Raw genomic sequence first — 22,428 nt, 5'->3', positions numbered from 1 at the left:
TCTCGTATCAAGCTTTTCCAATCTAGACTTGGAGCCATGACCCGCGTCGCAGGTAGAAACAACGTGATCGATCTATCGGACTAACCGCTTTGTGGAATAGGAGAGGGATGTAGCGATGAACAAGCAGTTGAAGCTTCCAAAGTTTTCGATCGGAGTCGGTGACAGATTTGCTCACCAGGCAAAAGCGCAGCTGAAAGCATGCGTCAATGCGGGAGAGGCCGGAATCGATGTGGTTCCGGTGTGGAATAAGTCGAATCGAGAGCACCTGATTATTGGGTCAGAGCCACTCCAGACGCGGGCTGCGGCCGACGCTGCCGTAAAGGAGTTGGGATGGGTCAAGTCATACTTCCTCGACGCGGACCATATCAACGAGAAGACGGTTGAGAGATTCATCCAGCCTTGCGACTTTTTTACTCTGGATGTCGCGGACTTGATTGGAGAAGCCGCAAAGCCAGCTGATGTAGCCGCGTTTGTTGGGCGGCATCAAGAGCTTGTGGGAGCAGTAACGATCCCAAATATCGCTGAACCGTTCCAGACGGATAAAGGATTTGTTGAGGGCGTAGCCAACAAATTTCTGGCGGCCATCCAACATGCAGGCGAGATTTACCGTCTTCTCGTGGAGAAGAAGGGCGAAGGAAACTTCGTGCCTGAGATTTCGATGGACGAGACCGACTCGCCTCAGACACCAGTGGAACTACTGATTATTCTCGCGGCGATTGCTGACGAGGAAATCCCGATCCAGACGATAGCGCCGAAGTTCACCGGCCGCTTCAATAAGGGCGTGGACTACGCAGGCGATGTGGCGCAGTTTACAAAAGAGTTCGAGGAGGACCTGGCGACGATCGGGTTCGCGATTACAACCTACGGTCTCCCGGAAAATCTGAAGTTGAGCGTTCACTCCGGGTCTGACAAGTTTTCGATTTACAAAGCTATTCACGCAAGCATCAAGCGGTTCGATGCAGGAGTTCATCTGAAGACTGCGGGAACGACATGGCTAGAAGAGTTGATCGGCCTCGCGGAGTCGCGCGGCTCGGGGCTTGAGATTGCGAAGGAGATATATGGGGAAGCCTACGCGCACCGCGAGGAGCTTTGTGCGCCTTACGAAGCGGTGATCGATATCCATCCGGCGAAGCTGCCGACGCCGGACAAGGTCAATGAGTGGACGAGCGAGCAGTTTACCTCGACGCTGCGGCACGATCCAGGGAATGGCGCGTACAACGAGAGCTTCAGACAGTTATTGCATGTAGGTTTCAAAGTCGCGGCAAAGATGGGTAACAGGTATCTAATGGCACTCGAAGCCAATGAAGAAGTCATTGCAAAGAACGTGACCACAAACCTCTTTGAACGCCATATTAAGCCTGTCTTTCTTGGACTCTGAAGGTTTGTTCGCAGAATAAGCATACTTTTACATTTGTGACTTTGCGGGAACAGAAAAGGTGGAGGGCTAGTGGAGTCAATTTATTTAGAAAAATCAGTGCTTATGCGCCGCTTGGTGTGGAAAGTCACGGCTCTCCTCGTTACCGCGGCATTCGTCTCAACCTGTGCAGCACAAACATCCCCCGGATCCCTGAAGATCGCCTTGGACAAGCCTGTTCATGCGGTAAGCCCAACTCTATACGGGTTGATGACCGAGGAGATTAACTATTCCTACGACGGGGGGCTGTATGCAGAACTCGTGCGGAACCGAACGTTTCAGGACCATGGGTTTGGAGGGGTTGCCCACTGGAACCTCGAACACTTTGGAACTTCGAGAGCTTCGATGGAGATCGATCCGGCGGAGGGTCCGAGTGCGGCGCTCTCCCATAGTTTGGCGCTGACGATTACTCAGGCCGACTCAGCGAACAGAGCGGGCGTGCGGAATGAAGGCTACTGGGGCATAGCGCTCCGTCCGAACACCACGTATAAGGGTTCGATGTATGCCAAGGCCGACTCAGCGTCTGTGGGGGCTTTGAATTTGGCTCTGATCAACGACAACACTGGCAAGGCAGCCGCGTCGACGGAGACTCCGGCATTGACGAGAGAGTGGAAGCGATACGAGTTCACGCTCAAGACGGGCGAAGTAGAGACGTCGTCTGAAAATCATCTGCTGCTCACTGCTGGCCATACGGGCAGGATTTGGTTAGACCTGATCTCGCTGATGCCACCAACCTTCAACAATCGGGAGAACGGCAATCGGTCTGATCTGATGGAGAAGATGGCGGCCATGCATCCGACCTTCCTAAGGCTTCCCGGCGGCAACTATCTTGAGGGAGATCAGATTGATGAAAGGTTCGATTGGAAGAACACAATTGGTCCGCTGGTTGATCGACCTACCCATCGCAGTCCGTGGAACTACCAGTCGTCAGACGGCATGGGCTTGCTTGAGTTTCTGGAGTGGACTGAGGACCTAAAGATTCAGACTGTGCTCGCGGTTTATGCCGGCTACTCACTCAAAGGGGACCATATTCAGGCAGGACCAGTGCTAGTTCCGTACGTGCAAGATGCGCTCGACGAGATCGAGTTTGCGATCGGTGATACCTCGACTCAATGGGGTGCGCTGCGCGCGAAGCTCGGTCATCCAATGCCGTTTCATGTGAACTATGTTGAGATCGGCAACGAAGACCAGTTCGATCACTCCGACAGTTATGAGGGTCGCTATGCGCAGTTTTACAAAGCCATCAAAACAAAATATCCACAGCTCCAACTAATCGCGACAACTCCACTCAAACGAACGAGGCCTGATGTTGTCGACGACCACTACTATAGGCGCGCGGACGAGTTCTTTGACGATGTGAAGCACTATGACCAGACTGACCGCAACGGACCCAAGATCTTCGTAGGCGAATGGGCGACTCGGGAGGGCTCACCCACAACAAACATGGGCGCTGCCTTGGGAGACGCGGCGTGGATGACCGGCATGGAGAGGAACAGCGACTTGATTGTGATGGCTTCCTACGCGCCGTTGTTCGTGAATGTGAATCCAGGGGGCATGCAGTGGGAGTCAGATCTGATCGGTTATGACGCGCTGAAGAGCTACGGCGCGCCGAGCTATTACGCGCAGTGCATGTTCGGAGAGTATCTAGGCAACGAAGTTCCCACCTCTTCCATTACCGGCGAGGGCAAACTATTCTTCTACTCGGTCACCCGTGATTCGCGTACCGGAAAGATCTACCTCAAGATGGTCAACGCTTCGTCTCTTCCACAAGCGTTAGACATCAACTTCTCAGGTATGAACAAGGTCACGCCAGTAGCCATGCTCATCTCGCTCAGCGGCAAGACGAACGCAGAGACCAATTCGATCAGCGCTCCGACGCAGATCGAACCGGTGAAGACGTCCAAGCGAATCGAGGGGCCGAATTTCTCCCACACCATCCCACCGTACAGTGTGCAAGTGCTTGAGTTGGAGGCTCACTAGGTGCCACGTCTTTTGACCGAGTTGGTTGATAGCTTGCTCGGGATACTATCAGCTCGCTACGGATGAGGTTCAGATTCTCCTGTTCAAAATTCCCTGCGATCTACAAGCGAGGGTTGGTCGGTTGTGTGTGTCAGCTTGAAGATCCTCTCCATCTGCCTCCAGCGTGTGCTGGGGTCTGACTCGGAGGAGACATTCTGATAGCTCGACATCAGCCTCTCCCATGCCTGCACTGCCGGATTAAGCCGGTCCATCTCTGCCTTACGCTCGAACGTGAAATCGTTTGTCGTATCCATGATCATGAAGAGGCTTCCTTCCAAATGAAATATCTAGAACGCCCGCATCGCGGATACTCTTGTGAATTTCCGGACGGCCGATTCTGTGATGCTCAATGTATTCGGCAATGAGTTCGGGGTCAGGGCGAAGACTCAACGTAAGACAGAAGCGTTTCATGATTCACTCCTCTATTCGGAAAAACCTGAGGGCAGTTGCCAGCCGTCAGACTCTAGATTTACCACGTTGTAGGACGGCGATAACCTCCGGCGTTGCGCACATAGTTAACGCTAAATGTTATGCTTTTCGCGCTAATACCTCCTTTCGGGACTGAGACTCCTTTGCGCTATCGTGATCTTGGAACGACCGGCCTGAGCGTCTCAGTGCTCGGTTTTGGGGCTTCTACGCTGCGGAATGTGTTCGGAAAAGTTGGTGCATCGACTGGAGAGCGTGGAGTCCGCTACTCAGTTGACTGTGGCATTAATCTGTTTGACGTTTCGCCCACTTCGGGATCCCGCAGCAGGAGCAGCGACTAAGCGGGCATTGGAAGGGCCGCGACATGGGTCTTCTCGCTACCAAATGCGGCAGGTATGGATTGGCGTAACTCGATTTTCTGCACGCGGGGTTACGGAGCGCTTCGAAGACTCGCCGTCTCCTTTCACCTCCAGCCATCTACATCCGAAGCCGAGCGGTGCGATCACATACCGAGTATCGATGGGCAATCCTGTGGCGCTCGAGAGTCTCTTATACCCCTCGAAACGGCTCTTCCCTACCCTGTTCTCCGGACCTCGGATGTGGGCGATCTTCTGCGACCGATGGCGATGAGATGTTCCGTTTCTAACTCACCAACCTTGTAGTCATTCGATCCGAGGAAGTTAGAGCGAAAATCCTGAAAGCCGCGGTCGAGAAGGATCAGCGGTGGCCCTTCTCGCTGACCTTGCGCAGTTCTCCGAGGGCGACCGTGTCGTGGCTACCACCAGGGCATCCAGCCGATGAGCCAGCATATGGTCGATCTCGGCATCTTCGAGGACAGCGTCACTCTCGGAGGAAGCTACGAGCAGGAAGAAGTCCTTCTTGAGCAGCGCACTTGATAGCGATTTCGCGATCTCGGAGAAGAGGGGGTGAATTAGGTCCGCCACGGTGAGACCAACGAGAAAACTGCGCCCAGTTACCAGGCACCAAGCCATCGGGTTCGGCCGGTAGTTGAGCTCTTTGATCTTCGCCATCACTCGTTCGCGTGTTGCCTTCGCAATATCGGGATGGTTCTTAGGCGCTTTTGAGACCGTCACGATCGAGACACCGAGACTTTGTCCAACATCTTTAATTCGGACAGCCACGTAGTGAATATACAAGATACGTTTTGGCCTCCCGTAGCGTTGCTCATTATTGACAAACACCGTTGCATCTTCTAGCTTTCAGGTCGAGATAAGCTTTACCCAAACTGTGGTTCAGCTTATGAGGCGCAGTTTGAAGACTCGGCGAGCATTCTGTATGGAAAGTGAGTTTATGTTTCTAAGGAGATTGCTGCGGGCGTTGCCGCTCTTCTTACTTGCCGTCTTCTCACTGCGTGGGTTACCGCAGGACAAGGCCGCCACACCAGTGCGCGACGCCGATGCCGTTTGTAGCCAATGTCACCGTACGATATTCGAGACTTACCTCAAGACACCTATGGCCAACGCGAGCGGACTAGCCGGCGAACGACTCACCCCAGGGTCATTTCGGCACGCTCCATCCGGCGTCATTTACACAGTAAGCAATCAGGCGCACCCTACACTTGACTATACCCTTCCCACGGCGCCTCCTATCAAAATCAAAGAGCGGCTTTATTACTTCCTTGGCTCTGGTCATCTCGGTTTGACCTACCTCTATTCGAAGAACGGATACCTGTTGGAAAGTCCGATTGCGTACTACGCAAACCTCAAAGGCTATGCCATGAAGCCCGGCTTTCAGCGGTCACGGGAGCTCCCCGCAGCGCTCACGCTTAACCCAAGCTGTCTGCGCTGCCACATGAGCAGCGTGAACAAGCAGGTAGAGGGAACCGACAATCTCTATCGCGGACTGCCCTTCGAGTACGTAGGCATAACCTGTGAGAGCTGCCACGGGGATAGCCGCGAACATGTTGCCTCCAGCGGACGCACCGCTGTCGTCAACCCCGTCACGCTTTCGCCTGCAAAGAGAGATAGTATTTGCAGTGTCTGTCATCTCGAAGGCGATACAAGTGTCGAACGCCGCGACCGGTCTGTACTCGACTTCAGACCGGGCGCAGATCTCACCGACTTCATGTCCTACTTCGTCTATGCCGGCGAGAACACGACCCAGCGCGCCGTCAGCGAGATCGAGCAGTTCCAGTCCAGCAGGTGCAGGATCGCGAGCGGGCCCGGCATGTCGTGCATGACCTGTCACAACCCTCACGCTTCGCCAACGGCTGAAGAGCGCACCAACTTCTATCGAGCCAAATGTCTCACTTGTCACGCTCAGGACAAATACGTCGCCGAGCACTACGTCGCAACTCGTGACTGCACCAGTTGCCATATGCCTAAAACCGGAGCGCAAAACATCCCCCATGTAGCATGGACCGATCACCGCATCCGACAGCACCCCGGCCAACCCGATCTGGAAACTGTTCCGGCTCGGACCCCGGAGCTGATTCCGATTCTAGCCAGCACGAGCAAATCGCGCGACCTCGCTCTGGCGTACTACAACCTCGTTGTGGTTAAAGGACTCACTACCGAAAGATCGCGTGCATGGCAGATGCTCAGTGTGGCGGAAAAATCTGATCCCGAGGACCCTGCAGTGCTGCGCGCGCTCGGAATCATAGCCCAATTGAATCAGGATGACGCTCACGCCAAGACCTACTACCAGGATGTCTTGAAAAAGGATCCCGAGAACCTGACAGCCGCAACGAATCTAGGGACTCTCCTCGCCCGAGCGGGTGACCTCCAGGCGGCTGCAGATTCGTGGCAGCGAGCCTTCCGTCAAAACGCTGACATCCCCGCCCTCGGACAGAATCTCGCCAAGGCGCAGTGCATGCTTGGATCTAAAGAAGCCGCAGAAGACACGCTCAGAACTGTGCTGGTCTATAGCCCTGGAATGGGGGAGGTGCGCCATACTCTCACAGCGTTGGAAGACGGCAGTCGGTCGTGTCCTGCTCCCGAAGCGAAAGAAAACAGGTAGACCAAGACTGGGATTTTGTCAGGCGAGTCTTGTCCAATCGTCAAAGAAATAGATCGAGATAATAGATCGAAATCGCACATTAAAGAAGCAGAAAGAGCGAACAGTGTCGTTAACAGATTCATCTCAGGCCCGCAAACTCAGAACACGATTCCCGATCCTTCTCGCTGCGCGATCCGTGTGCATCGGCAGTGCGGTTTCGCTCTGCTTCCCGATTGCATCTGTTGTCTTCGGGCAGACCTCACCTCCTCCTCAAGTTGTCACACAAGATCCGCCCGGGATACCCGGCAAATTTGTAGATATCAGCCAAAGCAGCGGCGCCCAATTTCAAGGCGTCGCGTCTCACACCTCGACAAAGTATTTGCTCGAGACGATGGGCTCGGGCGTCGCGTTCTTCGATTACGACAATGATGGCCTTCTTGACATCTTCTTCGTCAACGGAGCTCACCTTGACAACCCAACAGCAAAGGGCACCATTCCGCAGAAGTCCGGCCCCCAACATTGGAACCGCCTCTATCACCAGAAAAAAGACGGCACCTTCGACGATGTCACCGAGCGCTCTGGGCTCAAAGGCGTCGGCTACGGCATGGGTGTCGCAGTGGGAGACTTCGACAATGACGGCTTTGAAGATCTCTACGTGACGGCCTATGGCGGCAATCGCCTATATCACAACAACGGCAACGGCAGCTTCACCGATATCACCGAGAGCTCCGGAACAGGTGGCAGTGGCTGGTCGACCAGTGCGGCCTGGATCGATCTCGACAACGACGGCCTGCTCGACCTCGTCGTCCTCCGCTACGTCAAATGGGACTTTGAAGACGTCTGGTGCGGCGAACATCGCGACGGTTATCGCGCCTATTGCCATCCAGACATCTTCCCCGCGATCGCTCCTCTGGTCTACCACAATGAAGGAAACGGCCACTTCACCGAGGTTTCTCAAAAAATCGGCCTCTCTGTCCCCGGCAAAGGTCTTGGGATCGCACTCGCCGACTTTGACCGTGACGGCAAGATCGATATTGCCGTCGCGAACGATTCTATGCTGGAGTTCCTCTACCGCAACAAGGGAGATGGCACCTTTGAGGAGATGGGGCTCAACGCCGAGATCGCAGTCGACGGCGAGGGCCGCACCTACGCCGGTATGGGCATCGACTTTGAAGATTACGACAACGACGGTCTTCCCGACCTTGTCATCACCAATCTTGCCAACCAGAGATACGCCCTCTACAAAAACAATGGCGACGGCAGCTTCACTTACGACACCTACATGTCAGGTATTGGCCGCATCACTCTCCTTCACTCGGGCTGGAGCCTTCACTTTCTCGACTACGACAATGACGGGCTCAAGGATCTACTCATCGCCCAGGGACATGATCTCGACACCATCGAACTCACTTCACCGCAACTTCACTACAAAGAGCCGATGCTTCTTGCCCGCAACACTGGTCACGGCTTTGTCGATGTGTCCGAGGCTTCAGGAAGCGTCTTCGCTCAGCCTTGGGTCAGTCGCGGAATGGCGGTGGGCGATTTTGACAACGACGGCCGCATCGACGCAATCGTCACGACAAACGGCGGAGCCGCCCACCTCCTGCATAATGAAACGGCGACGCAGAACCACTGGCTCACGCTGCACCTCGTCGGCCACCGCAGCAACCGGGATGCCATCGGCGCAGAGATAAAGCTGACAACATCCAAAGGATCGCAATATGTCACCGTCTCGACCGCCGGGGGCTATCTCTCATCCAACGATAAGCGCGCGCACTTTGGCCTCGGAACGGATACAGTCGCAAAGGAAATTGAAATTCGGTGGCCCAGTGGTGTCGTTCAGAAGTTAGGTGAGGTAAAGTCCGACCGAATTCTTCAGGTGGATGAACCTCTTCAATCGACCGCGGAGAGCAGTTCATCGAAGTCCTCCAGGCGCTAGTCTTCGAAGAGCGTTCGTCAGTTCAAGAATCATTGGGAAAGAGCGCGATTCAGTACAGGAGAGTAGCAGCCCCAGGTTCTATAAAAGGTTATATCATCTTGATCGCTGACACATGCAATGCAATCGCGAAGACCCACGTTGGCGATTTAGTCTTCAGGAAGAGTGCAACCCCGCTTATGACTTTTCGAAGAGTCATTCAGTTCATGGTTCTGGCAGTCCCCCTTGTGGTACATCCCGGCGCCTCTGCTCAAAGTCCTTTGAAAACCCAGGACACCAAGCAGCAGGAAGGAGCTCAACCTCCCGCCAAGGGAGGCGTCAGCACCGGCGTCGCGCATTCGGCAGTCCTTGACGCAGAAAGGCACCCCATCACGGCCGGCGGTTTTGTGAAGACGGGCTCCATTGTCTTTCAAGACATCGCAGTAAAGGCAGGACTCACCACCTGGCGTCACAAAATGGGTTCCCCAGAAAAGAAGTACATCCTCGATACGGTCGGCTCGGGCGTCGCCTTGCTCGACTACGACAACGACGGCTGGCTCGATATCTATCTTGTCAACGGTTCCACCGACGAAGCGCTTCTTGGTAAAGAGCGCGCGCCCCACGCCGCTCTCTTCCACAATAATCACGATGGAACTTTTACCGATGTCACGGCGAAGGCAGGTGTAGAAAACGACCGATGGGGCTTCGGCGTTGCCGTCGGCGACTACGATAACGATGGTTGGCCCGATCTCTACGTCTCGAACTTTGGCAAGAACAGGCTCTATCACAACAATCATGACGGCACCTTTACAGATGTAGCCGAGAAGGCAGGTGTCACAGTTGGAAACTGGTCGACCGGCGTCACATGGGGCGACTACGACGGCGATGGCCGTCTCGATCTCTTTGTTGCAGGCTATGTCCACTACGACATCCGCGATCAACTCGACGCCGGCGGCAAGGCGCTCAGCTTCTGTGAATTTCGCGGTGAGAAGGTGATGTGCGGCCCACGCGGACTTCCCGGCGAACGGGACCACCTCTTCCACAACAACGGCGACGGTACGTTCACCGATGTCAGCGTCAAAGCCGGGGTTAGTGATCCGCAGGCCTTCTACGGTCTCGGAGCCGTGTTTATAGACATCAACAACGACGGCCGCCCTGACCTGCTCGTCGCCAACGACTCTACCCCGAATTACCTCTATCTGAACAAGGGAGACGAAACCTTCGAGGACATCAGCTATGCCTCCGGTTACGCCCTGAACAAGGAGGGGCGCGAAACGGCTTCCATGGGCATCGCAGTTGGCGACTACCGTAACAACGGCCTGCTGGATCTCTACCACACCACCTTCTCCGACGACTACAAGCCGCTCTACCGCAACGATGGCGACGGCAACTTCACAGATATCAGCTATGAAGCCAATCTTGGTGAAATTTCCATTCCGTTCCTCGGATGGGGAACGGCCTTCTTCGACTATGACAACGACGGCTGGAAGGATCTGTTCGTCGTGAACGGCCACGTCTATCGCGGTGTGGACAAAACTTCCTGGGGCACCACCTGGGCACAGCGGCCGCTGCTGTTTCATAATCTGCAGGGCACGAAGTTCGATCTCGTTCCAGCTGTAGAAGGTACAGGCCTCGCTGAGGTAATGACCTCCCGCGGGATGGCGTTCGGGGATATCTTCAACGACGGCAAAATCGATGCGGTGATCAACAACATCGACTCGGTTCCCGCACTCATGCAGAATGTCGCCGAGCAGCACAACCACTGGATCGCGCTTCGCCTGGTCGGCGGCCCAAAAAGCCCTAGGGACTCCACCGGCGCAACCATCTATTTGACCGCAGGAGGTATACGTCAACGTGAAGATGTATTTAGCGGAGCCAGCTATGCCTCGTCGTCCGACCCGCGTCCGCATTTCGGCATCGGTTCTGCCGCCCGCGTTGATAAGATAGAGATCCATTGGCCTAGCGGAGCCAAAGAGGAGATTGTGCCGCCTGGGGTTGACCGTATCTTCACCATCGTTGAAGGGAAAGGAATCCAAAACCCTCACGAGCACGCCAGCAAGTAGCTGTAGCTATCGCCGGAGCAGACTTGACGATAGCTGCGCCGAGATATGGCGCAGAGTAGCCAAAACGACTACCATTCTTCTCGGTCCGACATTTTGCTTTGCGAAGCAGACTCGGAAATGCTTTTCCGCGGTCGATTTTCTGGAAAACGTCTGATCATATAAAGATGGATGAACGACCGGTGATACCTGACAAAACGAACTCGGCTCGAAAGTGCATGGGATGGTTCGCCCTCGTTGCGGGCTTCTGCGTTTTGGCGTCCGCTTCTCTTCACCTGCAGGCAGTAAAAGCAGGCGGCGAAGTCGAGGAGGACGCGGCTACTCGCCGTGCTTATTCGGAAAAGGTCAGCGAAAAGTACAACTATCGCTATGGAAAAGAGCTACCGTTTCTGCCGTCAAATGCGACCACGGTCAACGGCGAGTTCCTGGACCCCAGACTCTTTCCCACCGCCGATTACTGTGGCCATTGCCATCAGGAAAGTCACAAACAGTGGCGCGAATCTGCTCACTCGAACGCCAACCGCGTTCCCTACTACCTCCGCAACGTCGCCCTCCTCAATGACTCCAAAGGTATCGAGTTCTCCCGGCACTGCGAAGGCTGCCATGATCCAATCGCGCTCGTTTCAGGTGCTGTGACGCAGGCAGGACCGAAGAAGCGCCCCTACGATCAGGACGGCGTAACCTGCACGGTTTGCCATTCCATACAGGCCATCGACACTCGCGGCACGGGCAGCTACGTCATGGGCATTCCCGCCGTGCTGGTCGACGAAGCCGGACAACCCGTCACACGCAGGGTGTCTGACGGCGAGATCCTTGCCCATCTCGACCGCCACAGCAAGGCCGTCATGAAGGACTTTTATCGCACCTCTGCGTTCTGCGCTACCTGCCACAAAGCCGCGCTGCCCCGGACTTTGAACGATTACAAGTGGCAGCGCGCCATCTCTCTCTACGACGAGTGGCAGAATTCCTCCTTCGCAAAGCAGTCTCCTTTGCCTTTCTACGTCAAAGATTCTGTCTCCTCTTGCCAGACCTGTCACATGCAGCGCGAGACGCTGACGCTCACCGACTCAGGAGCCAAGGAGGGTCAGCTCGCATCGCATCGCTGGCTCGGGGCCAACACGCTTATTCCCAAAATTTACGGCTTCGATGAGCAGGCTACACGCATCGTTCAGTTCTTGCAGAACAGCGTCTTCAACGTCGACATTTTTGCGTTGGAACATGGCGAAATGGTCGACAGCGCCTCGGAGAAGGAGCTCGTCGCACCGCTCGGTGTCACCCCATTCACTATCGCTCCAGGTGAGACCATCACGGCAGACGTCGTCATCCAGAACAAGGGCATAGCTCACAGTCACGTACCCGAGCAGCGCGACATGTACGAGTCCTGGGTCGAGTTTCTGGTCAAGGAGGCCTCAGGCAGGATTCTTCATCAAAGCGGCTTTATCAAGCCGGACGGCAATCTAGACGAGCGTGCTCACAGCTTCACCAACCGCCTCGTCAACGTCAAAGGCGGCCTCAACGATCTGCATCAGGTCTGGACAAACCGCGTCGTCGCCTACAACAACACGATCCAGTCCGGCCGTTCGCAGCTCGTGCGTTACTCGTTCGTTATGCCGCCCGCGTCCGCCGGCCCTATCACGATAACGGCGACCGTCAAATACAGGCGCTTCGATCAGCACTTCATCGACTTCGGCATGAATAAGCACTATGAGCAACCTATCGTTGATATGTCCGCTGAGACCCGCACTCTCGTCGTCGGGGAGAACAGGCCAATCGCTCCCGGCGATGCTGAAAACAAGGAATGGATGCGGTGGAACAACTACGGCATCGCAATGCTAGACGCGCAGCAGTACGCCGCTTCGGCTCACGCCTTCCAGCACGTTGCCAAGCTCCGCCCTGACTACGCCGACGTCTACACCAACATCGCTATCGTCCAAATTCAATGGGAAAAGTACGACGAAGCTAGACCCAATCTGCAGAAGGCTCTCACGCTTGCTCCCGGCAGCGCCCGCGCCCTTTACTATCAAGCTCTCGTCGAGCGCAATCTGGGCAATATGAGCGAGGCCATCGCCGACCTTCAGAAAGTCGCCACCAGCTTCCCAGAGTCACGCGACGCCCACCGCGAACTTGGCTTCTCCTATTACCAGCTGCATCAGTATGACCTCGCCCGCACAGAGTACGAGAAGGTTCAAACGATCGATCCTGATGACCTCGCCGCGCACTACAACCTTTCAATCCTCTACCGCCGTCTGGGCCTGAAAGACAAGGCCCAGCAACAGGCCGCGATCTTCGCCGACCAGAAGGACGACCCCACCGCCAGCACCTATGCACTTGAGTACCTTCGCCAGCACATTGAAATCGCAAATGAAAGCGTCATATGGCATACCCATGAATTGGACATGCCATTCAAACCGCCATTACATCCACCGCAGACCGTCGCTCCCACTTCCAGCTCGATGAGCGGCGGCAGCTTCTAAAACTTGCCCGTAAATCAAACAGAACGCCACCCTCAACTGACCCGGGCGAGGACGTCCCAAAGCCCCACCTAATAGATCCGATTCAGTCGCCGCCAGCGCATCAAACCAACCCACTTGTCTCCTATCGCGCCGGAGTGGAATGCGAACCATATAGCTCTGCGCTCTTCTGAAGTTCGATTCTGCTCTTTTCCACCTTGCCGCTCTGCTTGTACGCGCGTCCCAGTACATAGTGGAACCGCGGATTCTTCGGTTCCAGCGCGACCGCTTTCTCCATCGCCTCTTCCGCCTCCGGCAGCCTGTTGAGAGCCAGCAAAGCCTGGCCAAGCGCCTCTTGACACTGCGCACACGACGGAGCAATCGCGGCTGCCCGCGCTAGTTTTTCAGCGGCCTCCTGAGGCTGATTTCGATCCAGTAGCAACAACCCAAGATTAAGTAGCGGTTGTTCGCTCTGTGACGCCGAGCCCTGCTGCAGTGCTTCGGCCTTACGGTACTCCTCCATCGCTTTATCCGGCTGATTCTGAGACGCAAGTGTAAGCCCCAGGTTGTTTTCCGCCTTTACGCTGCGGCTATCCAAGGTAAGCACCCTCCGGAAGGACGTCTCAGCTCCGCCGTAATCTCCATTGCTGTACTGCGCGCGTCCCAGGCTGTACCAGGTATCCGCATCGTCCGGAGAGAGATCCGTCGCCTGCTTCAGCCACCGAATTGCGTCGGCGAAGTCCTGCAGCAGAACGTAATCCAGCCCAACCAGGCGCAACTCTTCGCCCGTAGGCCGGCGTTCTGCAGCAGCCTCGGTGAAAACCCGCAACGAATCCTTCGGCTGATCTCTGCGCATCAACACCTCGCCCAGCAAATAAAGCCCATCGGCGGAAGTAGGCTCACGCTGCAAAAACGTCCGCAGGACTTGCTCTGCAGCAGCGAACTCAGACCGTTTTATTTGACCCCGTGCTTGCTGCAACGAATCCTCCGCTCTAGCCACCGTTCCGCTGGTTTGATCAAAAAGATCTCCATGCAACACCCAAGAACCTAAAAATCCATTTAACTCAACCAAGCCCATCCGCATCGGCGGCGATTGACCCACGGCCGAAATCGTCAGCGACAGAAAAGCGAGGGACCTAATCCATCTCAACCAGGGACCTTTTGTATCAACGAAGATCTTCGAAAGGGCATGCTCCAGCATCATCTTAGTTGTCGAGGCTTGTGAGTAAAGATTTTCTGAAAAGGTCTGAAAGCGAACGAACGTGCACCGAAAGATTCCATGCGATTTCATCCCGAACATTATAGATACAGTCGGTTAGCACCATCACCCAACCGTCTAGGTTGAAGCTCGATTTGCACATAAATTCGATCAATCAGCCTTAAAGAACGTGAAAAAAATAAATTCCTTCATTGACATCTCCGATTTGAACCTAATAGGATGACGGCGTTTGGAAAAACTGAGTAAGCCTTTACTCAAACACAATATTTCCATTCGAAATTCGATAAGCGTCGGGCTACAGGATGGATAGGTCGACTAGGTCCACGACGCATAGGCCCACAAAGCAGTGCCAATTTTGGAGGTCCACAAGAAATGCGAACCACAAAGAAACTTATAGCTCCCTTCGGTCTGCTGAGCGTTTGTCTCCTGCTCATCACCGGTTACGCGCGAGCACAGTCCAACCAGGGCGCGATCTCGGGGCTTGTCACAGACTCCAGTGGGGCAACCGTTTCCGGAGCGGCCATTGTGGCACGCAATCTCGCCACCGGGCAGTCGGCCACCACCGTGAGTAGCTCCGCCGGGGATTATCACTTCCCCTCCCTCCAGATCGGCAACTACAACGTCACGATTACAGCGAGGGGCTTTCGCAAGCTCGAGAAGACCAACGTCACCGTGCAAATCCAGTCCACGACCACGCTCGACGTGGTGTTGCCCGTCGGTTCGGAAACCGAGACAGTGACGGTCAACGCTGACGCACCCCAGGTCCAAACCGAAAGCGCCGACGTTGGAACAGTAGTCTCCCCTAAGCAGGTTCTGGATTTGCCTCTATCCACCAACGGCTCCGCCATCCGCAATTCGCAGGACTTTGTCTTTCTCACCCCAGCGACCTACGGCACAGGAACCAGTGGGGGCACCTTTGAGGGTGGCGTCTCCGGCGGCCAAGCGTTCGGCAGCGAAATCCTCTTCGATGGCGCCAGCCTACAGGTAGAAAGCTTCGGCGATGGATTCGCCAACGAGATCCTTCCCTCCGTCGAAGCCACAGGTGAGTTCAAGGTTCTCATCGGCGGCATCCCGGCGCAGTATGGCAGAACCACGGGCGGTATCCAGAGCTATGCCTCGAAATCCGGCACCAACGATTATCACGGCACTGCCTTTGAGATTTATCGCAATACCGCCCTCGACGCCAACACCTGGTTCAACAATTTGAACAAGGGTCAGAATGGCTCCAACTCCAGCAACGGTACACCGCCCGACAACAAGAACAACTACGGCGTCGCTCTCGGCGGCCCAGTGCGCATTCCACATCTTTACAACGGAACCGACAAGACCTTCTTCTTTTTCGCGTGGGAACAGTTCCGTCAAACCCAGGGCTATTCGAATCTCATCACTCTCCCGACCCCGGCGAACCTCAAAGGCGACTTCTCCGGCAATCTCGGCGCCCCCGTCCTCGATGCCAACAACAACCAGATCATTAATCCATGCGACGGAACTCCCATCCTCGCCGGACAGGTATTCAACCCGGCCACTACCCGGACCGTCAATGGCCAGCAGTGCCGCACCGCTTATCCGAACAACATCATCACCTCTCCGCTGAGCCCTGTCGCAACCGCCATCTCAGCCTATATCCCCCAAGCCTCCAACGCCCTCACCAATAACTTTGTCTTCGCCGGAACCTACCCCATCATCAGCACTGCGGAATCCATTCGCATCGATCAGGCTTTCGGACAGAACAACAAAGTGTTTGTCTCATACAACGTCCGTGACAACGTTCGGAACAATAACAATCTTCCGCAGTTCCAGCTACCGGTTACTTCGTTCCTCACTTCCCAGGATCTTCCTACTCACCTGGTGCGCGTCGGATACGATCACATTTTCTCGCCAACCCTCCTAAATCACGCCCTCATCGCCTTCACACGAGTGCTCAATAAGGAAGGCTTCATCACGCCATCGCAGGGTAAAGACTACTCTCAACTCGTCGGACTTCCAGGAGGCACTGGAAATTACTTTCCCGGCATCATCCTCAATGGCGTCACCGGCAATGAAAGCAGTCGGGTGAATCTCGGCGACTATGTTGATCCAAACAACAACGGATTCAACTCAAAGATCTCCGACAACTCCTATTACGTCAGCGATGCCATCTCCCTCACCAAAGGCAAGCATAACCTCACCATCGGTGGCGAATACCGTTATGCGGTCTCCATCTCGAGCTTCGTTAGCGTCGATAGCGGTAGCTTTGTCTTCAGCCGCGCACAGACAGCCGGAACCGCCACTACCACCGCCAACAGCGGAGACGGCTTCGCCAGCTTCCTCCTCGGTCAGGTCGCTCAGGCCACAGTCAAGCAGAACTTCGTCACCATCCGGAACGTCGGCCAATACAGCGCTGCCTACCTTCAGGACGAGTTCAAAGTCACCAAGGACCTCAACCTATCCCTCGGTCTTCGCTACGACGTTGACCTTCCATTCAAAGAGCTTCATAACTTTGGGTCGCAGTTCAATCCCGACATCATCAACACAGGAGCCGCCGGCACTAATACTCCAGGTGCGCTGGAGTTCGCCGGCAGCGGCGCCGGCAAAGACGGCTTCAGCTCCCGCTACTCCAACGTCTATTACAAAAACATCGAGCCACGCGTAGGTATTACCTGGTCTCCAAGCTCGCTCGATCATAAGACAGTCTTCTCCGCCGCCTACAGCGGTCTCAATGCTCCGATCCTCCAATGGCAACAGATCTATGGCGGAGTGCCTGCTGGCTATTCCTCCATCAGCCAGATCAACAATAACGCGAACCCTTTCACCGCCGGCGAGCTGCTCGATCCCGCTTCGCTCAACAGTCCCGGTATCGCCAACCCAGGAGCCTTCGGCGTACCAAACATACCCACCAACCCCAGCTTTGACCGTAGTCAGTTGAACGGTCAAAACGTCAACTACACCCGCCGCGACTTCGGCAAACCTGGCTACGACCAGACCTGGACCGCAACCGTTCAACAACAGTTCGCAACCGACCTGATTCTTACCCTTGGCTATCTCGGTGAGCGGGGCGTTCACCTCGGCTCCAACCTGCTGTACCTCAACAATATTCCGCAGCAGAACTTCGCCCTCGGCTCCCAGCTCAGCGATCCCTTCACGGGCTCCGATACGCCGGTCGACGGAGTCTCCGCTCCTTACGCTGGCTTTCAGGGAACCGTCGCACAAGCTCTCAGACCCTTCCCTCAATATCACCTTGTTAACACCGGTGCTTATGGCGAAAACCACGGCCAGCTGTCCTACAACGCGCTGACGGCTAAGCTGGAACGCCGCTATCACAACGGACTCAACCTCCTTGCCTCCTACACCTGGTCCAAGATTCTTACCGACACTGGTAACATCATCGGTGGCAGCCTCGGAGGCTCATACACCGCCAGCATTCAGAACCCACTTAACCTAAAAGCAGAAAAGGCCATCTCCCCGCAGGATACGCCGCAGATCTTCGTCGTTAGCTACATCTACGACCTGCCCTTCGGCAAAAACAAGATGTTCCTGAGCAATAGTGGCGGCGTGCTCGACCGTGTCATCGGCGGCTGGTCCATAAGCGGCATCCAGCGCTACCAAAGCGGCCAACCCCTCGGCTTCGGCTGCGCAACCAGTATCCCCGGTTTCGACAACTGCATCCGCTACAATTTCGTGCCCGGCCAAAATCTGCGTTCAAGCGCCAGGAGGAACGGATCGTTCAACCCTGCACTACCCGGTTCGAACCTCTGGTACAACCCTGCCGGCGTAAGCGATCCCAACGCCAACGTCACCAGAACCAGCTCCTATGCCTTTGGCGACAAGCCCGCGTACGAGTCCGACGATCGCTCCTTCGGCTATCTCGAAGAAGACTTCGGCTTGATCAAGCGGACTCGCATCACCGAACGCGTAGCGTTCCAGTTCCGTGCCGAAGCCTTCAACGCCTTCAACCGCCACGTTTTCGGCAATCCAGACAACAACCCGCACGATGCTGGCTTCGGGACCGTCGGCAGCACTGCCAATAGCCCGCGTTCGCTTCAACTCACCTTCCGCGCGGAGTTTTAACTGTCGAAAGAAAATTAGCCTGGGGAGCAAAGAAATATCCTGTTCCCAAGCTCTAATCAGGTCCGGCTACGGGCCGGAGATCACTGATTGCGGGTCATCATATTGCACGAAGTGCCCGGACTTCGGTGCGGCGACGCTAACCTACAGCCGACACTCTGGAGGGGCGTTCTAGTGCCTCTCTTCGGCGGTTTCTACACTGTTCGGTTTCGGCCAGCAGAACACTCGGTCCACTGAGTTTCTGTGAAACTCCGCACAAAATACATTTTTCCGGGGGATAGATCGATGGGGCAATCAATTTTCAGTAGCTTTCCAGTAGTGGAATATAAGGGAACCGAGAGCACCTCCGATCTAGCGTACCGCTGGTACGATGCGGATCGAACAGTGTTGGGAAAGCCGCTCCGCGAGCATCTGCGATTCGCAGTCGCTTATTGGCATAGTTTGGTGATGAATGGTAGCGATCCGTTCGGCGCGCCGACAATTAATCGCCCCTGGATGAACCGAACCGATGCGATGCAGGCAGCCCAGGATAAGGCCGATGCTGCATTCGATCTTTTTCGTGTTCTTGATCTTCCCTTCTACACGTTCCATGACCGCGACATCACTCCCGACGGCGAAACCCTGCGTGAGTCAATTACCAATCTTCACACCATGTCGGATTACCTGGCGAAGAAGATGGAGTCGTCAAAGACGCGGTTGCTGTGGGGTACGGCGAACCTGTTCAGCCATCCGCGATTTATGTCAGGCGCCGCGACCAACCCGGACCCAGAAGTCTTTGCTTATTCTGCAACGACCATTAAACATTGCATGGATGTAACGAAGAAGCTCGGCGGCGAAAACTATGTACTGTGGGGCGGTCGTGAGGGCTACGAGACGCTGTTGAACACCAGCCTGAAGCGCGAGCTGGAGCAGATGGGCCGCATGCTCACCTTGGTGGTGGAGTACAAACACAAGATTGGATTCAGCGGTCAGATACTTCTTGAACCCAAGCCGAAGGAGCCGACCGTACATCAATACGACTTCGATACGGCGACGGTATTTGGGTTTCTAAAGAGGTTTGGCTTGGAGAACGAGGTGAAAGTGAATCTCGAGGCTAATCATGCATTGCTGGCCGGACACACCTTCGAGCATGAAATTGCCACGGCAGCTGACCTGGGCATTCTCGGTTCGCTCGATATTAACCGCGGCGACCCGTTGCTTGGTTGGGACACGGATCAGTTTCCGACAGATCTATACTCGATGACCCTTGCGATGTATCACGTGATCCAGGCTGGGGGGCTCGGCCGGGGAGGAATGAACTTCGACGCGAAAGTCCGACGACAGTCAACGGAGCCGGAGGATCTGCTTCATGCGCACATCGGCGGAGTGGATATGTGTGCTCGTGCGTTCCTGATCGCTGCGAAAATCCATGAGGAAGGACGTTTGGCCGACATTGTGGACGAACGCTATGCAGGCTGGAATCTGCCGGAGAACAAGGCAATGCTTGCGGGCAAGGAGCCGCCGGAGGCAATCGCTGCCCGAAGCGAAGAACGCAACATCAATCCCCAGCCACGATCAGGGCGGCAGGAACAATTGGAAAATCTGATCAACCGTCACCTGTAGTCGAGACGCGGGCAGCATCGAACAGCGAATACCGGTGGCAATCGAATGAGGGAGTTTCGATGATTTTGCGGTCTTGGGTTGCGCGATCTGCATTTGTTCTATTGGCCTTGAGTGTCCATGCTCAGGTAGCATTGCCCACCGATTCGCGGCGCTCTGCACTGGGGCTTGGAGCGGCGTGGTATCCCGAGCAGTGGCCGGAGAGCAGATGGGACGCAGACCTCTCCTTGATGGAACAAGCACACATAAATTTTGTACGGGTGGGCGAGTTTGCCTGGAGCACCATCGAGCCCCATGAGGGCGAGTTTCATCTGGAATGGCTCGAGCACGCCGTGCGTGCAGCGGAGAGGCATCACATCGCGGTTGTGATGGGCACGCCATCTGCCGCACCGCCAGCTTGGCTGACGCAGAAGTATCCTGAGACTCTGCGTACCATGGAAAACGGAAGGAAGGACGGGCACGGAAATCGCCAACAGTTCGATTGGAGCGACCCCAAGTATCGCGAACTGAGTCGGAGGATCGCGGAAAAGATGGCCGAGGCGTTCGGTCATGACGCGAATGTGATCGGCTGGCAGATTGACAACGAATACGCCAATGAGAGCTATGGAGACACTACCCAGGCACAATTTCAAAGCTGGCTTCATGCCAAGTATGGGACGCTTGAGAATCTAAATGCGCGGTGGGCCACCGCTTATTGGAGTGAGACCTACCAGGAGTGGAATCAGATTCCGATCGCAGAACATGGGGGCAACCCTGGTCTGATGCTGAACTGGAAAGAATTCGTCTCCGACACTTGGCGGAGTTATCAGAAAAACCAGCTGGATGCGATTCGCGCGCATGCTGACCCTCGACAGATGATCACTACAAACATGATGGGATGGTTTGACGCATACGATCACTACACCGTGGCGCAGGATTTAGACTTTGCCTCATGGGACGATTATGTGGGGACGGGTCACTTGGACCCGGTGCGCAATGGCGCGACACACGATTTGACCCGCGGATTCTTGCGCAAGAACTTCTGGGTGATGGAGACGCAGCCGGGCTTTGTGAACTGGCAGACGGACAACAATGCTCTCGATAAGGGCGAGGTTCGGGCGATGGCGTGGAATGCGATTGGCCATGGCTCGGAGGCAGTGGAGTACTGGCAGTGGCGGAGCGCGCTGAACGGACAGGAGCAGTACCACGGTACGCTGGTCGGAGCCGATGGGACACCCGTCCCGCTATACGGTGAGGTGAAGCAGATTGGGGCAGAGTTCGAGAAAGCTGCTTCAGCGCTGGCTGGAACGACCGTGAGGTCCGAGGTTGCGGTGCTGCAGGACTACTCTAGTCGATGGGCCATCAACTGGCAGAAGCACAATAAAGCATTTGATCCGGTGGATGCTCTCTTGAGCTACTACGCTCCGCTGCATAAACTTGCTGGCTCGGTCGACGTGGTCGCGGATACTGCGCCGCTGACCCAGTACAAGTTGGTTGTAGCTCCGGCGTTGAACGTATTGACTCCTGAGGCCGCACGGAATTTGGAGGCTTACGTTCGTACAGGCGGCAATCTTGTGCTGGGGCAGCGGAGTGCCATGAAGGACGAAGACAACAGTCTCTTTCCAGAACGGCAGCCGGGACCACTCGCCGCAATGCTGGGAGCGAGGGTTGAGCAGTTTTACGCACTGGATCAACCTGTGCCGGTAAGCGGCATGTGGGGAGATGCACAGGATACGACGTGGGCCGAACAGCTTGACATAACGGATCAGGCGACGCAGGTTCTGATGAGTTATGGAACGAGCAACGGCTGGTTAGACGGACAGCCCGCGGCTGTGACACGCAAAGTTGGGCGGGGAACGATAACTTACATTGGCACAGAGCTTGATACGGCTGCAATGAGACGTGCTGCGGAGTGGATGCTCAAGGTGAGCGGCCTCCCGAGAGTCTTGCCTGAGATGCCGGAAGACGTGGATGTGGCGATACGGTCGAACGAAAAATCGCGGATTCTCATTCTGACGAACTATGGGTCTGAGATACGCGTCAAGCTGCCACATTCAATGCACGATGTGCTCAAGGGTGGGGACACAACAAGCGTTTCACTTTCGCGGTTTGGCGTCGTAGTGCTTCAGGACGCAGCCGATGGTAACTAGGAGGATCGCATTGTCTGGCTTCGCGAAGGTGGAACGATGTGGCGAGGTCATGATGTTGTTCAGCTTCAGCTCGATGCTGCCCATGTCAACATGCTTTCCGCGAAACTAACGCCTTCCATCTTTAAGCGTGCTGGCTGTTCCTTCGGGGCTTCATTGCGGAGCTTGGTTTGGCCGTCTGTCGCGCAGCGGCGAATT

Annotated in this window: 11 protein-coding genes and 1 pseudogene; 9 read left to right on the top strand and 3 right to left on the bottom strand. The window is 55.5% G+C overall.

Annotated elements, in window-relative coordinates; genetic code table 11:
* The first annotated feature begins 115 nt into the window (after nt 1–115).
* Entirely contained in the window at nt 116–1,378 is a 1,263-nt protein-coding gene (locus HDF14_RS07505) for a tagaturonate epimerase family protein (protein WP_183975098.1), read from the top strand.
* Between the two features lie 201 nt (nt 1,379–1,579).
* Nucleotides 1,580–3,394 carry an alpha-L-arabinofuranosidase C-terminal domain-containing protein gene (locus HDF14_RS07500; protein ID WP_260698102.1) on the top strand — a complete coding sequence of 605 codons (1,815 nt, stop codon included), beginning with the start codon at nt 1,580–1,582 and terminating at the stop codon, nt 3,392–3,394.
* 83 nt (nt 3,395–3,477) lie between these two features.
* Here HDF14_RS07500 and HDF14_RS27155 read toward each other — a convergent pair.
* A pseudogene (locus tag HDF14_RS27155) lies at nt 3,478–3,844 on the bottom strand (L-rhamnose mutarotase).
* Nucleotides 3,845–4,539: 695 nt separating this feature from the next.
* Nucleotides 4,540–5,016, bottom strand: coding sequence for a LacI family DNA-binding transcriptional regulator (locus HDF14_RS07490; RefSeq protein ID WP_183975094.1), 477 nt, complete (start codon nt 5,014–5,016; stop codon nt 4,540–4,542).
* 154 nt (nt 5,017–5,170) lie between these two features.
* Between HDF14_RS07490 and HDF14_RS07485 the strand changes: the two genes are divergently transcribed.
* The 4 genes from HDF14_RS07485 (at nt 5,171) to HDF14_RS07470 (ending at nt 13,266) form a co-directional block, all read left to right on the top strand.
* Entirely contained in the window at nt 5,171–6,838 is a 1,668-nt protein-coding gene (locus HDF14_RS07485) for a cytochrome c3 family protein (RefSeq protein ID WP_183975092.1), read from the top strand.
* 103 nt (nt 6,839–6,941) lie between these two features.
* Nucleotides 6,942–8,756: a CRTAC1 family protein gene (locus HDF14_RS07480; RefSeq protein ID WP_313899510.1), complete on the top strand. Its 1,815-nt coding sequence runs from the start codon at nt 6,942–6,944 to the stop codon at nt 8,754–8,756.
* A gap of 176 nt (nt 8,757–8,932) precedes the next feature.
* A complete protein-coding gene (locus tag HDF14_RS07475; RefSeq protein WP_260698099.1) occupies nt 8,933–10,795 on the top strand; it encodes a CRTAC1 family protein in 1,863 nt (620 codons plus the stop codon).
* Between the two features lie 215 nt (nt 10,796–11,010).
* On the top strand, nt 11,011–13,266 hold the full coding sequence (locus HDF14_RS07470) for a tetratricopeptide repeat protein (RefSeq protein WP_183975090.1): 2,256 nt from the start codon (nt 11,011–11,013) through the stop codon (nt 13,264–13,266).
* Nucleotides 13,267–13,387: 121 nt separating this feature from the next.
* On the opposite strand, the gene HDF14_RS07465 is transcribed toward HDF14_RS07470, so the two are convergent.
* Nucleotides 13,388–14,221: a tetratricopeptide repeat protein gene (locus tag HDF14_RS07465; protein WP_183975088.1), complete on the bottom strand. Its 834-nt coding sequence runs from the start codon at nt 14,219–14,221 to the stop codon at nt 13,388–13,390.
* Between the two features lie 612 nt (nt 14,222–14,833).
* Between HDF14_RS07465 and HDF14_RS07460 the strand changes: the two genes are divergently transcribed.
* From HDF14_RS07460 to HDF14_RS07450, 3 genes are all read left to right on the top strand, one after another.
* Entirely contained in the window at nt 14,834–18,508 is a 3,675-nt protein-coding gene (locus HDF14_RS07460) for a carboxypeptidase-like regulatory domain-containing protein (RefSeq protein ID WP_183975086.1), read from the top strand.
* Between the two features lie 282 nt (nt 18,509–18,790).
* A complete protein-coding gene (gene xylA, locus HDF14_RS07455; RefSeq protein WP_183975084.1) occupies nt 18,791–20,107 on the top strand; it encodes a xylose isomerase in 1,317 nt (438 codons plus the stop codon).
* Between the two features lie 59 nt (nt 20,108–20,166).
* The gene (locus tag HDF14_RS07450) at nt 20,167–22,233 is read left to right on the top strand and encodes a beta-galactosidase (RefSeq protein ID WP_183975081.1); all 2,067 of its coding nucleotides are present in this window, start codon (nt 20,167–20,169) and stop codon (nt 22,231–22,233) included.
* Nucleotides 22,234–22,428 lie beyond the last annotated feature (195 nt).

It is taken from the genome of Tunturiibacter gelidiferens (assembly GCF_014201335.1).
GTDB classification, from domain to species: domain Bacteria; phylum Acidobacteriota; class Terriglobia; order Terriglobales; family Acidobacteriaceae; genus Edaphobacter; species Edaphobacter lichenicola_E.
The sequence above is the reverse complement of the archived record's forward strand: the minus strand, read 5'-3'. Positions and strand labels throughout refer to the sequence as shown.

Coding starts and splice junctions, on each gene's coding strand:
- HDF14_RS07475 (WP_260698099.1), top strand. CDS start 8,933: ATGACTTTTCGAAGAGTCATTCAGTTCATGGTTCTGGCAGTCCCCCTT.
- HDF14_RS07470 (WP_183975090.1), top strand. CDS start 11,011: ATGGGATGGTTCGCCCTCGTTGCGGGCTTCTGCGTTTTGGCGTCCGCT.
- HDF14_RS07450 (WP_183975081.1), top strand. CDS start 20,167: ATGATTTTGCGGTCTTGGGTTGCGCGATCTGCATTTGTTCTATTGGCC.
- HDF14_RS07485 (WP_183975092.1), top strand. CDS start 5,171: ATGTTTCTAAGGAGATTGCTGCGGGCGTTGCCGCTCTTCTTACTTGCC.
- HDF14_RS07505 (WP_183975098.1), top strand. CDS start 116: ATGAACAAGCAGTTGAAGCTTCCAAAGTTTTCGATCGGAGTCGGTGAC.
- xylA (WP_183975084.1), top strand. CDS start 18,791: ATGGGGCAATCAATTTTCAGTAGCTTTCCAGTAGTGGAATATAAGGGA.
- HDF14_RS07460 (WP_183975086.1), top strand. CDS start 14,834: ATGCGAACCACAAAGAAACTTATAGCTCCCTTCGGTCTGCTGAGCGTT.